The sequence below is a fragment of the Streptomyces sp. NPDC028305 genome, from assembly GCF_055569495.1.
Genome location: NZ_JBVHTN010000004.1, coordinates 984,121 through 996,644, shown reverse-complemented (window position 1 = coordinate 996,644; position 12,524 = coordinate 984,121). Strand labels below are relative to the sequence as shown.

At 70.9% G+C, this 12,524-nt stretch carries 12 protein-coding genes and 1 riboswitch; of the genes, 6 read left to right on the top strand and 6 right to left on the bottom strand.

The window, feature by feature from the left end:
* Positions 1-28 precede the first annotated feature (28 nt).
* Positions 29-808 (bottom strand): AAA family ATPase, encoded by a 780-nt coding sequence (locus ACZ4WQ_RS20645; RefSeq protein WP_398371854.1) that lies wholly within the window; start codon positions 806-808, stop codon positions 29-31.
* 193 nt (positions 809-1,001) lie between these two features.
* Positions 1,002-1,112, top strand: a riboswitch (glycine riboswitch).
* A 184-nt stretch (positions 1,113-1,296) separates the two neighbouring features.
* Between ACZ4WQ_RS20645 and gcvT the strand changes: the two genes are divergently transcribed.
* From gcvT to ACZ4WQ_RS20615, 6 genes are all read left to right on the top strand, one after another.
* A complete protein-coding gene (gcvT, locus tag ACZ4WQ_RS20640; protein WP_311730338.1) occupies positions 1,297-2,448 on the top strand; it encodes a glycine cleavage system aminomethyltransferase GcvT in 1,152 nt (383 codons plus the stop codon).
* A 92-nt stretch (positions 2,449-2,540) separates the two neighbouring features.
* Positions 2,541-2,921, top strand: coding sequence for a glycine cleavage system protein GcvH (gene gcvH / locus ACZ4WQ_RS20635; protein WP_311730339.1), 381 nt, complete (start codon positions 2,541-2,543; stop codon positions 2,919-2,921).
* 24 nt (positions 2,922-2,945) lie between these two features.
* Positions 2,946-4,211, top strand: a complete 1,266-nt coding sequence (glyA, locus tag ACZ4WQ_RS20630; RefSeq protein WP_311730340.1) for a serine hydroxymethyltransferase — start codon at positions 2,946-2,948, stop codon at positions 4,209-4,211.
* A gap of 99 nt (positions 4,212-4,310) precedes the next feature.
* Positions 4,311-5,705, top strand: a complete 1,395-nt coding sequence (locus ACZ4WQ_RS20625; RefSeq protein WP_398371707.1) for an L-serine ammonia-lyase — start codon at positions 4,311-4,313, stop codon at positions 5,703-5,705.
* Positions 5,706-6,307: 602 nt separating this feature from the next.
* Entirely contained in the window at positions 6,308-6,598 is a 291-nt protein-coding gene (locus tag ACZ4WQ_RS20620) for a hypothetical protein (RefSeq protein ID WP_385344326.1), read from the top strand.
* A 7-nt stretch (positions 6,599-6,605) separates the two neighbouring features.
* On the top strand, positions 6,606-7,361 hold the full coding sequence (locus ACZ4WQ_RS20615) for a hypothetical protein (RefSeq protein ID WP_398371704.1): 756 nt from the start codon (positions 6,606-6,608) through the stop codon (positions 7,359-7,361).
* A gap of 162 nt (positions 7,362-7,523) precedes the next feature.
* Here ACZ4WQ_RS20615 and ACZ4WQ_RS20610 read toward each other — a convergent pair whose 3' ends face one another.
* The 5 genes from ACZ4WQ_RS20610 to ACZ4WQ_RS20590 all read right to left on the bottom strand — a co-directional run bounded on the left by ACZ4WQ_RS20610 (position 7,524) and on the right by ACZ4WQ_RS20590 (position 12,120).
* Positions 7,524-8,018, bottom strand: a complete 495-nt coding sequence (locus ACZ4WQ_RS20610; protein WP_398371702.1) for a RidA family protein — start codon at positions 8,016-8,018, stop codon at positions 7,524-7,526.
* Entirely contained in the window at positions 8,015-8,902 is an 888-nt protein-coding gene (locus ACZ4WQ_RS20605; protein ID WP_398371700.1) for a PhzF family phenazine biosynthesis protein, read from the bottom strand. Before ACZ4WQ_RS20605 ends, ACZ4WQ_RS20610 begins: the two co-directional genes overlap by 4 nt.
* Positions 8,903-8,947: 45 nt before the next feature.
* Entirely contained in the window at positions 8,948-10,441 is a 1,494-nt protein-coding gene (locus tag ACZ4WQ_RS20600) for an APC family permease (protein ID WP_468022329.1), read from the bottom strand.
* 334 nt (positions 10,442-10,775) lie between these two features.
* Positions 10,776-11,507, bottom strand: a complete 732-nt coding sequence (locus ACZ4WQ_RS20595) for an ArsR/SmtB family transcription factor (protein WP_158104741.1) — start codon at positions 11,505-11,507, stop codon at positions 10,776-10,778.
* 274 nt (positions 11,508-11,781) lie between these two features.
* The gene (locus ACZ4WQ_RS20590) at positions 11,782-12,120 is read right to left on the bottom strand and encodes a hypothetical protein (protein ID WP_468022328.1); all 339 of its coding nucleotides are present in this window, start codon (positions 12,118-12,120) and stop codon (positions 11,782-11,784) included.
* Positions 12,121-12,524 lie beyond the last annotated feature (404 nt).

Sequence of the window (12,524 nt, the reverse complement as noted above, 5' to 3'; positions counted from 1 at the left end):
AGGCCGTCTCCCCCTGCCCCGCCGCGCGTCACTCGAAGCCGATCCGGCGCAGTGCGCTCGCGGCCGTGCGGTCCAGCACCGCCACCGACGCGCAGCCTTCGGGCGGCCGCCCGCCCTCGGCGGCGACGACCAGCCGGCCCACCGCGCGGCGGTGCCGTCCGAAGGCGTAGCGAGAGACCGCACGGCCGCGCGCGGCCTGCCCCTCCAGGGCCACCGCGGCATCCACGTCCAGCAGCACCATGTGCAGCCGGCGGCCGGTGCGCCGGGCGTCGCGGGCCAGCCAGCGGCGCACCCAGGAGAGGGTGCCGCAGTCGTGCACCACGACGCTGGCGCCCGAGCGCAGCGCCCGGCGCAGCCCGGCGTAGTGGGCGCAGCGCACCAGCGGGCGGTAGAGGGCGTACGGCAGCCAGCGGGGCAGCCGCCGCTCCCAGCGCTCGCGGGCGTCCTGTGAGTCCACCCGCAGCACCGGGCCGCCGGACTGGTCGAGGCCGGGCACGGCCTGGCCGATCATGGTGCTCTTGCCGCTGCCGGGCAGGCCGGAGGCGACCACCATGTCCCCGGTGCGGTAGCGCAGCTCGCGCGCGCCGAGTCCGGGTCTGGACCCGCGGCCGGGTCCGGGCCCGGGCCCGGCCGCGCCGCCGCCGTCGCCGTCACCGCCGCCGCCGTCGCCGTCGCTGCCGCCGCCGCGCAGGTCGTGCACCGCCGCCCGGCGCCCCGGTCTGATCACGCCCCCGGTTGGCGCCGCGCCCTGCGTCACCGGCAGGGGCCCACATGTCGTCCCGTACGTACCCTGCCCCTGCACCGTGATCGTCCTCCTAGGTCGGTCACTGCGGCTCGTCACCGAAGAGTGTCAAGAAAAGGTAATGTCCTTCAAGGTGGTCTTCCTGTGGGCCGGACTTTCATGCCTTGTGAATCGGGGTGAGCGGCGGCGCGGGGCGAGCGGGTCTTCCCTTCTCGGGCGTACGTGCGATGATGTTGCGCGCAACTCCATACCGGCCGCTTGAATCCGCGCGGGAGAGTCCTCGGCCACCGGCAGCAGTGCCGGCCGTCCGGGGCGCCGAAGGAGCAAGTCCTCCCTTGAATCTCTCAGGCCCCGATACCGCGCGGGCGAGGCAGATCTGAAAAGCGAGCCGCTGGCGTGGCTCCACCCACGGTGCAAGCCGGACCGCTCTCCGCGACGACGTCTCCGACGCCGGCCGGGAGAAGGGGTCACGGCGAACCTCTCAGGTTCCGATGACAGATGGGGAGGACTCGTCCTCGTCGTCCTCGTCGCCGTCCCGCCCTGGAGCCAGCCCCATGACCGACGCCCCGTCCCCCTCGTCTCCCCCGTCCGCCTCGTCCGGCCCCCGCCGTACCGCGCTGGACGCGACGCACCGCGCGCTCGGCGCCACCATGACCGACTTCGCCGGCTGGGAGATGCCGCTGCGCTACGGAAGCGAGCGCGACGAGCACACCGCGGTGCGCACCCGCGCCGGACTCTTCGACCTCTCCCATATGGGCGAGATCACACTCACCGGGCCACAGGCCGCCGCCGCCCTGGACCGGGCGCTGGTGGGCCATCTGTCGGCGCTCGCCATCGGCCGGGCCCGCTACACCATGATCTGCGACGCCGAGGGCGGCATCCTGGACGACCTGATCGTCTACCGCCTCGGTGACCAGGAGTTCCTGGTGGTCGCCAACGCCTCGAACGCCCAGGTGGTGCTGGACGCGCTGACCGAGCGCGCCGCGGGCCTGGACGCGGCCGTGCGGGACGACCGTGACGCCTATGCGCTGATCGCCGTCCAGGGGCCGGCCTCGGCCACGATCCTGAGCGGCCTGACCGACGCCGACCTGGACGGCCTCAAGTACTACGCGGGCCTGCCGGGCACGGTCGCGGGCGTCCCGGCGCTGATCGCCCGCACCGGCTACACCGGCGAGGACGGCTTCGAGCTGTTCGTCTCGCCGAAGGACGCCGAGCGGCTGTGGCAGGCGCTGACCGAGGCGGGCGCCCCGGCCGGGCTGATCCCGTGCGGTCTTTCCTGCCGGGACACGCTGCGCCTGGAGGCCGGGATGCCGCTGTACGGGCATGAGCTGACCCGCGGGACCACGCCGTTCGACGCGGGGCTCGGCCGGGTGGTGAAGTTCGGCAAGCCCGGTGACTTCACCGGGCGCGCGGCCCTGGAGACGGCGGCGCGGCAGGCCGAGACCGCCCCGCCGCGGGCGCTGGTCGGCCTGGTCGCGGCGGGCCGCCGGGTCCCGCGCGCGGGGTACGCGGTCGTCGGCGCGGACGGCACGGTGATCGGCGAGGTCACCTCGGGCGCGCCCTCGCCCACCCTCGGGAAGCCGATCGCGATGGCGTATGTGGACGCCGGGCACGCCGCGCCGGGCACGGCGGGGGTGTCGGTGGACATCCGGGGCACCCATGAGCCGTACGAGGTCGTGGCCCTCCCCTTCTACAAGCGGCGCTGAGCGCCCGTCGCGGCCGCCGCCGCTCCTACCGCCTGTCCCACCAGGCAAGACCCGTTTCCCAAGCACTCCCCCGTATCCAGGAGAATCGGACTATGAACAACCCCCAGCAGCTGCGTTACAGCAAGGAGCACGAGTGGCTGTCGGCCGCCGACGCGGACGGTGTGTCGACGGTCGGCATCACCGAGTTCGCGGCCAACTCGCTCGGCGACGTCGTCTTCGTCCAGCTCCCTGAGGTCGGCACGACGGTCACCGCGGGCGAGACCTGCGGCGAGCTGGAGTCCACGAAATCCGTCAGCGATCTCTACGCGCCGGTCTCCGGCGAGGTCACCGAGGTCAACGAGGACGTGGTGAACGACCCGGCGCTGGTGAATTCCGCCCCCTTCGAGGGCGGCTGGCTGTTCAAGGTGAAGGTGACGGACGAGCCGGACGAGCTGCTCTCCGCCGACGCTTACTCCTCCTTCACCGAAAACTGACCCCCTCCTTCGATCGGGACCCTGATGTCGCTTCTCAACAGCTCCCTGCACGAGCTCGACCCGGACGTAGCCGCCGCGGTCGACGCCGAACTCCACCGCCAGCAGTCCACCCTGGAGATGATCGCCTCGGAGAACTTCGCTCCGGTCGCGGTCATGGAGGCCCAGGGCTCGGTCCTGACCAACAAGTACGCCGAGGGCTACCCGGGCCGCCGCTACTACGGCGGCTGTGAGCACGTCGACGTGGTCGAGCAGATCGCCATCGACCGCGTCAAGGCGCTGTTCGGCGCCGAGCACGCCAACGTGCAGCCGCACTCCGGCGCGCAGGCCAACGCGGCCGCGATGTTCGCACTGCTCTCCCCCGGTGACACCATCCTGGGCCTGAACCTGGCGCACGGTGGTCACCTCACCCACGGGATGAAGATCAACTTCTCCGGCAAGCTCTACAACGTGGTGCCCTACCACGTGGACGCCGAGACCGGCCTGGTCGACATGGACGAGGTCGAGCGGCTGGCCAAGGAGCACCGCCCCAAGCTGGTGATCGCGGGCTGGTCCGCGTACCCGCGCCAGCTGGACTTCGCCGCCTTCCGCCGGATCGCGGACGAGGTCGGCGCGTACCTGATGGTGGACATGGCCCACTTCGCGGGCCTGGTGGCGGCCGGACTGCACCCCTCCCCGGTGCCGCACGCCCATGTGGTGACCACCACCACCCACAAGACCCTCGGCGGCCCGCGCGGCGGGGTGATCCTGTCCACCGCCGAGCTGGCCAAGAAGATCAACTCCGCGGTCTTCCCCGGTCAGCAGGGCGGCCCGCTCGAGCATGTGGTCGCGGCGAAGGCCGTGGCCTTCAAGATCGCGGCGGGCGAGGAGTTCAAGGAGCGCCAGCAGCGCACCCTCGAAGGCGCGCGGCTCCTGGCCGAGCGGCTCACCCAGCCCGACGTGGCCAAGGCCGGGGTCTCCGTGCTGTCCGGCGGCACCGAGGTCCACCTCGTCCTGGTCGACCTGCGCGACTCGGAGCTGGACGGCCGGCAGGCCGAGGACCGGCTGCACGAGATCGGCATCACGGTCAACCGGAACGCCATCCCGAACGACCCGCGCCCCCCGATGGTCACCTCCGGCCTGCGCATCGGCACCCCGGCGCTGGCCACCCGCGGCTTCACCGCCGACGACTTCCGCGAGGTCGCCGACATCATCGCCGCGGCGCTCCAGCCGTCCTACGACGCGGAGGGGCTGAAGGCGCGCGTCACCGCGCTCGCCGACAAGCACCCTCTGTACCCGGACCTGAAGAAGTAATCGGGCCCGCAAGGTGTGTGGGGGCGCACCACCCCCGCGCCCCCACACACCCCGCACCACCACGCACGCACCCGCCGTGCAGACGCAAGGAGTTCACCGGTGGCCATCTCCGTCTTCGACCTCTTCTCGATCGGCATCGGCCCGTCCAGTTCCCACACGGTCGGCCCCATGCGCGCCGCGAGGATGTTCGTCCGCCGGCTGAAGAACGACGGCCTGCTGGCCCACACCGTCGCCGTACGCGCCGAACTCTTCGGCTCCCTCGGCGCCACCGGCCACGGCCACGGCACGCCCAAGGCCGTCCTCCTCGGCCTGGAGGGCCACTCCCCGCGCACCGTGGACGTCGAGACCGCCGACGACGAGGTGGACCGCATCCGCACCACCAAGCGGCTGCGGCTGCTCGACGCGGAGATCGGCACCGAGCACGAGATCGACTTCGACGAGTCCGCCGAGCTGGTGCTGCACCGCCGCCGCTCGCTGCCGTACCACGCCAACGGCATGACCCTGTTCGCGTACGACGCCGACGGCCGACCCCTCCTGGAGAAGACCTACTACTCCGTCGGCGGCGGCTTCGTCGTGGACGAGGACGCGGTCGGCGCGGACCGCATCAAGCTCGACGACACCGCGCTGAAGTACCCCTTCCGCACCGGCGACGAGCTGCTGCGCCTGTCCCGCGAGACCGGCCTGTCCATCTCCGCCCTGATGCTGGAGAACGAGAAGGCCTGGCGCACCGAGGCGGAGATCCGCGCGGGCCTGCTGGAGATCTGGCGCGTCATGCGAAGCTGCGTCGAGCGGGGCCTGTCCCGCGAGGGCATCCTCCCCGGCGGCCTCAAGGTCCGCCGCCGCGCCGCCACCGCCGCCCGCGCGCTGCGCGCCGAGGGCGACCCGGCGACCCACGCCATGGAGTGGGTGACCCTCTACGCCATGGCCGTCAACGAGGAGAACGCCGCGGGCGGCCGCGTGGTCACCGCCCCCACCAACGGCGCGGCCGGCATCATCCCCGCCGTCCTCCACTACTACGCCAACTTCGTCCCCGGCTCGAACCCTGACTCCCACGACGACGGCATCGTCCGCTTCCTCCTCGCCGCGGGCGCCATCGGCATGCTCTTCAAGGAGAACGCCTCCATCTCCGGCGCCGAGGTCGGCTGCCAGGGCGAGGTCGGCTCCGCCTGCTCCATGGCCGCCGGCGGCCTGGCCGAGGTCCTCGGCGGCACCCCCGAGCAGGTCGAGAACGCCGCCGAGATCGGCATGGAACACAACCTCGGCCTCACCTGCGACCCCGTGGGCGGCCTCGTCCAGATCCCCTGCATCGAGCGCAACGGCATGGCCTCGGTGAAGGCCGTCACGGCGGCCCGCATGGCGCTGCGCGGCGACGGACGGCACCACGTCTCCCTCGACAAGGTCATCAAGACCATGAAGGAGACGGGCGCCGATATGAAGGTCAAGTACAAGGAGACGGCGCGGGGCGGGCTCGCGGTGAACGTCATCGAGTGCTAGGGAAATAGGCCCTGACCAGCGCGTTGGTTTCTTTCAGCGCTGTCAGGGCCTTCCCTGCTTACTCGGCGGAACGTCCCGGGAACCTCCCTGGGACAGGCATGAAAGTCCCTGAAAAGTCCCTGGGATATCCCCTCAAGAGGGGCGTCTGACATGGAGCTTCGTGGCATTCACGTGGGCAGCCCGTATTGGTAGTTGCCCGCGCCGACCGCGGCTTCGCGAGTCCGGACCACGAACCCTCGAGACGATCAGAAGCGCGACCCTGCTGCCCAGGCGCGAGACCTTCCTACAGGTTCTCCGGGCCGCGCAGAGTACCGGCCAGGTCCCCGAGGACGCCATCTGGAGCAGGCGGTGAGCGCTGTCGGAGGGCGTACTACGCCGACCACCTCGCCGGTCGGCCCATGGACGCCGAATGGGCAGCCCACGTGATCGACTCCGTTCTCCAGGGAATCGCGGACCAGCCCCACGGCGACAGCGCAGCCGGCCGTGGCGCCTCGCCGAAAAGCTGATCACGAAGTCGGCGCGGGCCTCCTACGACACCGGGCGGCCTGGCCACCGCGCCGCCGACGGGTACCGGAGTACCCTGGGGTACTGGAGGTTCGGACATGACGACGCAGTCTGCGGAATCGAAGCCACGCACGGCAGCTCCCCTGAAGGTGGATCTCGAGACCGACCAGCTGATCACCGAGGGCGCGCACTTCCTCGGGGTGACAAAGAAAGACCTGGTGGCGGACGCGGTGCGCATGTACATAGAGCACCGCCGCGAGGAGATCCGACGAGGCATGGCCGAGTCCATGCGCGTACTGGACGGGACCACGAAGTCCCGCGTCGCGCTGCTGACGGGCATCTCCGCCGAGGACATCGACCGGCTCGGTGGGATCGGCGAGGAGAGGTAACACCCCGGTGGATCGAACGCGCCCCACTCTGCGCTGCCTGACCGAGGACCTGTGCTTACCCGTCCCGCCCATCACGACACCACTGGACGAGGTCGATCACCCTGCGCTGAACAAAGCCCAGGAGCATTTCAACGGCACCGAAGAGCGACCGCACGAACGCATCGGCGCCATCGACGACCAGGTCCTGTTCAAGGTCAAAGTCCAACGATGGCGGGGCGCGGTCTGGAAGTCCGAACCATGTCCGTGGCTCGTGGCCGCCGGCATCCGCGAGGACGGCTCAGCCGACGACTTCTACGCAGCCCTCGCCACCGATGCGAAGGCCGCCCGCAGTGCCTACAACGCGCAGCACTCCCGCCCACTGTCCACGCAGACGTACGTCGGCGGCCTGCTCCCGGACCGGGATGACCACTTGCGCTACCGCCTGGAGGAAGGCACCCGTTTCGTACGCCGACTGGAGAGCGCCATCCCCCAACTCGCCAGCGCCTCACTCCAGGACGACACCGAGCACACCATCGCGTACGACACCTTCACACTGGGCATCCAGATCCGCGCCCAGGAAGGACATGAGGCGTACGTCGCAGTACGGATCACCGGCTCGGTCCCCGGTGACCTCGTCCGCATCGTGCTGGACATCGTCCCCGGCTGCGATCGCGAAGGCTGGTTCCCCGAATCACGCCTCCCCGACCGGGACCTGCTCCCCGCGGAACAGGCATGGTCGAACGTGATGGACCCTGCCGAGGCCAGGAAGCTCCTCGGGGATTGACGGACCGGAATCGCCGAAAGATCTGACATCGCATCAGGGTCATGGCAGAAACGCCCAGGCCGATCCTATGCGGGCCCCCTTGATCCCAGCGGCCTCGTCCCAAAGCTGCCCCAACATGAGGACTCGCGGGGCTCTTCGTGATCACCCACAGAGGGCCCAGCGTCACCCAGAGTCTCCTGCGCAAGCGGGTCTTGCTTTCCTCCTGGCGACGGCCAAGGTCAGCTCGATCTCGAGCAGTCCCCTGCTCGGCAGGCTGGAGACGCCGACCGCGGTGCGGGCGTGCCGGCCGCGCTCGCCGAAGACATCGTGTAGCAGCCGGGACACGGTGTCGAGGACGCGGCTGTGCTCTTCGAAGGCGGGCTCGGCGTTGACGAACCCCCGCAGGTGCAGGACCCGTTCGACAGCGTGAAGGCCGCCCAGTTCATGCCGCAGGGCGCTCAGGGCGCGCAACGTGCAGGCCCGACCGGCACGGGCGAGGGTCTCCGGCGCGGTTGCGGGGCCGACGGGGCCACGCACCACGCCGTCGCCCTCCCGGGAGAGTTGCCCGCTGACCAGGGCGATGCCCCCGTGCACGGCGACGGGCTGGTAGTCGCCGTGGGGGCGGGGTGGTTCGGGCAGCGTCAGGCCGAGGGCCGCGAGCCGTGCCTCGGGGGTCAACGGGTGCTCCTCTCAGCGCCGTCAGCGAGGGCCACGGCGCCGCCCAGCCGCAGGCCGGTGACCGCGTCACCGTCGCGCGCGAAGCGCACGTCAATGCGGGAGGGGCGGCCCATGGCCCGGCCCTGGCGAACATGCACCGCCCCGGCGTTCGGGGCGACGCGGTCGGCGGCGAGCAGGCCGGTGACGAGCGCGGTGGCGGCGATGCCGGTGGCGGCGTCCTCGGGGTAGCCGGAGGACCGGGGGAACTGGCGGGCGTCGAAGACCGGGCGGCCTGGATCACTCACCGCGTAGGGGTAGAGGCCAGTGGAGTCCACCAGGGTGCAGGCCTCCTCGACGCGGTCGAAGTCGGGCCGTAGGGCGTCCAGAAGAGCGGGGGAGGCGAGCGGCAGCAGGGTCTTGACCCGGCTGGTGCTGGCGTTTTGCACCGGCGCCGGGGCGAGGTCGTCCCGCGTGATGCCGAGCACATCGAGCAGGAACTCGACCCGGTCGTCCGCCAGGGGCTCGACGGCGCCGAGAGGCTGACTGATCTCCACGGTGCGCCGCCCGACCGGGCCGCCGAGCCAGCCGAGGACGATGCCGCTGGGGGTGAACACGCGGACCTCGTCGCCGGGTAGGCGACCGAGCCGATCCAGCAGCCACAGGGCGCCGACGGTGACGTGGCCGCACATCGACATCTCATGGTTCGGCACCCAAAAGCGCAGGGCGAGGTCGCAGCCGGAGCCGACCGGCGCGGGCAGGACGAAGCCGCTCTCGTGGCCGGAGCGGCGGGCGACGTCCCGCATCTCCTCGTCGGTCATCGTGGCCGCGTCGACCACGATCGGCGCCGGGTTGCCGCCGCCGGGTCCGTCGGCGAAGACGGTGACGAAGTGAACTTCGGGAAACATCGGTGATCGACTTCCTTTCGGGTGTCCGGCTTTGCCAGGGTGCGGTCAGGGGGCGACGGACGTGTCGGCGGGTTCGGGAACGAGGCTGATGGCCGCGCGGCGGCGTTTCGCGGTCACCCACAGCACGACCGCGACGACCAGAGTGGCCAGTGCCTGCATCGCGGGCTGGAGCAGCAGCGGGGTGTCCGGCTGCACAAAGCCCTTGGCGATCATGATGACGGAGACGACGATCGCGGCCGGAGCGGCGAAGAGCAGTTCGGGGCGCTCGACGAGGGCCTGCGCCCACTGCGGGCGGAGGGCCGCCGGGCGCAGCCTCAGGCCGAGCCAGCCGACACCCACGACGGCGATCACCAGCATGAACGTCACCGAACGCAAGGCGATGCCGATCTGGAAGCCGGCGGTGGCCTCCTCCACGAGGAAGATCAGGCCCAGCACAGCCGTGACCAGGACGGGAACGACGGGGACCTGCCGACGGGTGGTGCGGGCGCAGGCGGCGGGCAGCAGTCCGTCCTGGCTCCACGCGTACATCACGCGGGAGCAGTCGACCATCAGCGGCGCGACGGTCTTGCCTGCCACCACGACGACGAAAAGGTCGAAGACGACTGTGACGGCGCGCGGGGCGAGCACGGCGATGATGCCGGGGATGGAGGCAGCGTCCTGGTGGCCGGCCTCCGCCAGCGGGTGCACGGCGTACCAGGGAACGGCGTGGAAGACGGAAGTGGCCACGACACCGTACAGCACAATGGCCACGGCCCAGCCACGCACCAGTCCGCGGGCCAGGGTGCCGCCGTCACGCGTCTCGCCGCCGAGGGAGGGCGCGGCGCTCACGCCGCCGTAGGAGTAGATGAAGAGCACCAGGACGCCGAGGAACGCGCTGAGGCTGGGGGTGTCGTCGGCGGGGCGGTGCACGGGGTGGCCGAGGAGGGTCGCGGCGTGTGCGGCGAAGGCGTGCGGGTCACCGGCCAGGCAGACCGCGACGGTCAGCACGACGACGCCGAGCACCATGGCGAGCATGACGGCCATGACGCGCCCAAAGGAGCGGATACCGCCGAGCTGAAGCAGGGTGAAGACGAGTAGGAGGCCGGCGCCGAGCACGATGTGGCCGCCGGGGCTCTGGGCGAGATCGGCGCCGGATGTCCAGCCGACGGCCTTCAGCAGGCTGCCGAGGAAGACGGCGAAGCCGTAGCTCTGGAATCCGATCGAACCGACGACTCCGACCACGTAGAGGGCGCTGGCGGCGAAGCCGGTGCGGAGTCCGACGGTGCGAGTCATCCAGACGTAGACCGACCCAGCGCGGGGCAGTGCCTGAGCGAACCGGGCGAAGAGCCACACAGCGGGGCCGAGCAGGAAGCCGGCGGCGACGAGGGCGACCGGCACGAGGTAGGTCACGCCCGGCTGGGCGCCCAGGGCGTTGACGAGGACGAGGTTGACGCCGCTGCCGTACTCGGCGGCCAGGGTGGCAGCGGCGACGGCAAGAGTGCCCACGACGCGGGCAAGGGGGGATACGGCGGGCAGGGTTGACGCTGTCTTCTCGGGCATGGAAGACCTTCCATGGACGTACGGAACGGGAGGGAGCGCCCGGGGAGGGGCGCGCGGAGCGGGAGTCCCGGGACTGGACGAGCGGGACGGCAGGGGTGCGGAAGGGGCCGCGCGCCGCGGGCTGCGGCGCTGACGGATGGCCGACCGGGCGGAGACGAGGTCCGCCGTACGGAGCGGTGCGCGCGAGGTTGAGCGCGCGGAAGGGGGCCCGCGGGCGTGGGGCACCGGAGCACGGTGGAGCCCGCACCGGCCAGCCGATCACCTGGACCGGGTCGAACGGTGATGGATGGCGCCCGTCACTGGGTGGGAACGGGCGCGTCGGAGGAGGACAGAGTCAGACGCTCACTCCGGCAGCGGTCAGAGCCTCGCGGCCGAGGGCGGTCAGGTCGAGGCGGCGGCTGCCGTGCCGGGGCCGGATCCACTGCCGCGCGAGGAATCCCTGGGCGACGGCGGCGCCGAGTGCGCCCCCGAGGTGAGGGGCCTTCTCGGTCCAGTCAGGGCAGCCGTAGGCGAAACGGCGGCGAGCGCCGAGCAGCGGTTCCCACTCCGCGACGCCGAAGTCGGGGAGCACGTCGCCCGCGGCAGGGCCGACGGCGAGGTCCCCGTCGTCGAGCGGATCGCCGACGAGGGCGCCGCGGTCGATCAGGGTGCGCAGTACACCGACCCCAAGGTGGCCGCCAACGTGGTCGTAGCAGCCGCGAGCCTCGCCACGCCCGGGCAGGTCCGGCGTGTCGGCGCAGGTGACTCCGGCGGCGGCGCGCAGGTTGGCGAGCACCTCCGCCAGGTAGGCGTTGGGCAGCCGGTAGAGGCTCTGCCGGCCCTGGCGCTCGGTGACCAGCAGCCCGGCCTTGCGCAGCACGGCGAGGTGATTGCTGACCTGGGCCTGCGACTGTCCGGTCACCTCGACCAGTTCGCTGAACGGGCAGGGCCCGTGCTGCGAGACGTGGGTGAGCGCCAAGACCCGCAGCGGGTGCGCCAACTGACGGCTCAGCTCGGCGACCGCAAGGGCCGCGTCGCCCGCCGTCGCGGAACCGTCGACCATCTCCCCTTCACCACCATGTTCCATGACTTCATGCAACATGGCGGAAGGGGGATGTGTCAATGGTTCGACTCTGTCTCACTTTCGGGATGCCGTTGATGATCTTCACTCGGTGGGGTGAAGTCTGCGGACCTCGACGGTGGTGATGTCTTCGTGGTGTTGCGCTGGTGCAGCGGGTTGGACTCGGCGGTCGGAGGGGTGGCCGCAGTGGCAATGGGTTCGGTTTCGGGGCGAGTGATTCCGCCGTTGACGGTGCGGATGGCACGGGCGAGCAATCCACGTGGCACGGCTGCGATGACCCTCAGGGTTTCTGGCGCATCACACTCGCGCGGGCGACACCAGCTTCCAGTCGATTGGACCAGGTGCCCGAGTCGGAGCGCTGGGACGGGCGGCGCCCAGACATGCCGGGGCGGGCCGCACCTGGTTCCAGATGGCGCGGGCGTTCGACGACCTGGCCGTCGACGTCCGTGCGGGCGCGTTGCCGGTGCCCCGCACCCACGGCGAGGACCCGGCACTCATGATCGTCTGTCACCGCGCCGCAGACCGGGCCGAGTCGGCGCAGGCCATGGCCGAGGACCTCTTCGACGACGATTTGCACAAGCAGACCAGGAACCCTGCCCTTGCCGGAAATCTCATCCACCCTGGCGAGGACCGCTTCTTCGGGCTCCCGAAACCTTGGCCTCGGTCGCTTGAGCCGACACTCTCGCACATCTGCTGTCAGCGGGTCATGATGATCGATCGTGCTGCCGCGACTGGCACATCTCGGTGTGAGGAACGTTCCATGGCCAAGGAAAAGAAAAACCGCAGATCAGAGGCTACGGCGGTCCACGGAAGCAGTCGAACTTGCTCCGTCGGATACCTTGTAGGCAGGCAACGGCAAAAAGTCCACGGCCATGCCGCAAGTCAGGCTCGTCAAGCCAAATCCGCAGGTCACGCCCGTGATCAAAAGCGGCCGACATGTCGGTCAAGTACAAGGAGACGGCGCGGGGCGGGCTCGCGGTGAACGTCATCGAGTGCTGAGGGGATGGGACCTGACCAGCGCTT

What these genes read in the sequence shown, in the direction of transcription:
- gcvT (WP_311730338.1), top strand. Translation starts at nt 1,297, where the DNA reads ATGACCGACGCCCCGTCCCCCTCGTCTCCCCCGTCCGCCTCGTCCGGC.
- gcvH (WP_311730339.1), top strand. Translation starts at nt 2,541, where the DNA reads ATGAACAACCCCCAGCAGCTGCGTTACAGCAAGGAGCACGAGTGGCTG.
- glyA (WP_311730340.1), top strand. Translation starts at nt 2,946, where the DNA reads ATGTCGCTTCTCAACAGCTCCCTGCACGAGCTCGACCCGGACGTAGCC.
- ACZ4WQ_RS20620 (WP_385344326.1), top strand. Translation starts at nt 6,308, where the DNA reads ATGACGACGCAGTCTGCGGAATCGAAGCCACGCACGGCAGCTCCCCTG.
- ACZ4WQ_RS20605 (WP_398371700.1), bottom strand. Translation starts at nt 8,902, where the DNA reads ATGTTTCCCGAAGTTCACTTCGTCACCGTCTTCGCCGACGGACCCGGC.
- ACZ4WQ_RS20600 (WP_468022329.1), bottom strand. Translation starts at nt 10,441, where the DNA reads ATGCCCGAGAAGACAGCGTCAACCCTGCCCGCCGTATCCCCCCTTGCC.
- ACZ4WQ_RS20595 (WP_158104741.1), bottom strand. Translation starts at nt 11,507, where the DNA reads ATGGAACATGGTGGTGAAGGGGAGATGGTCGACGGTTCCGCGACGGCG.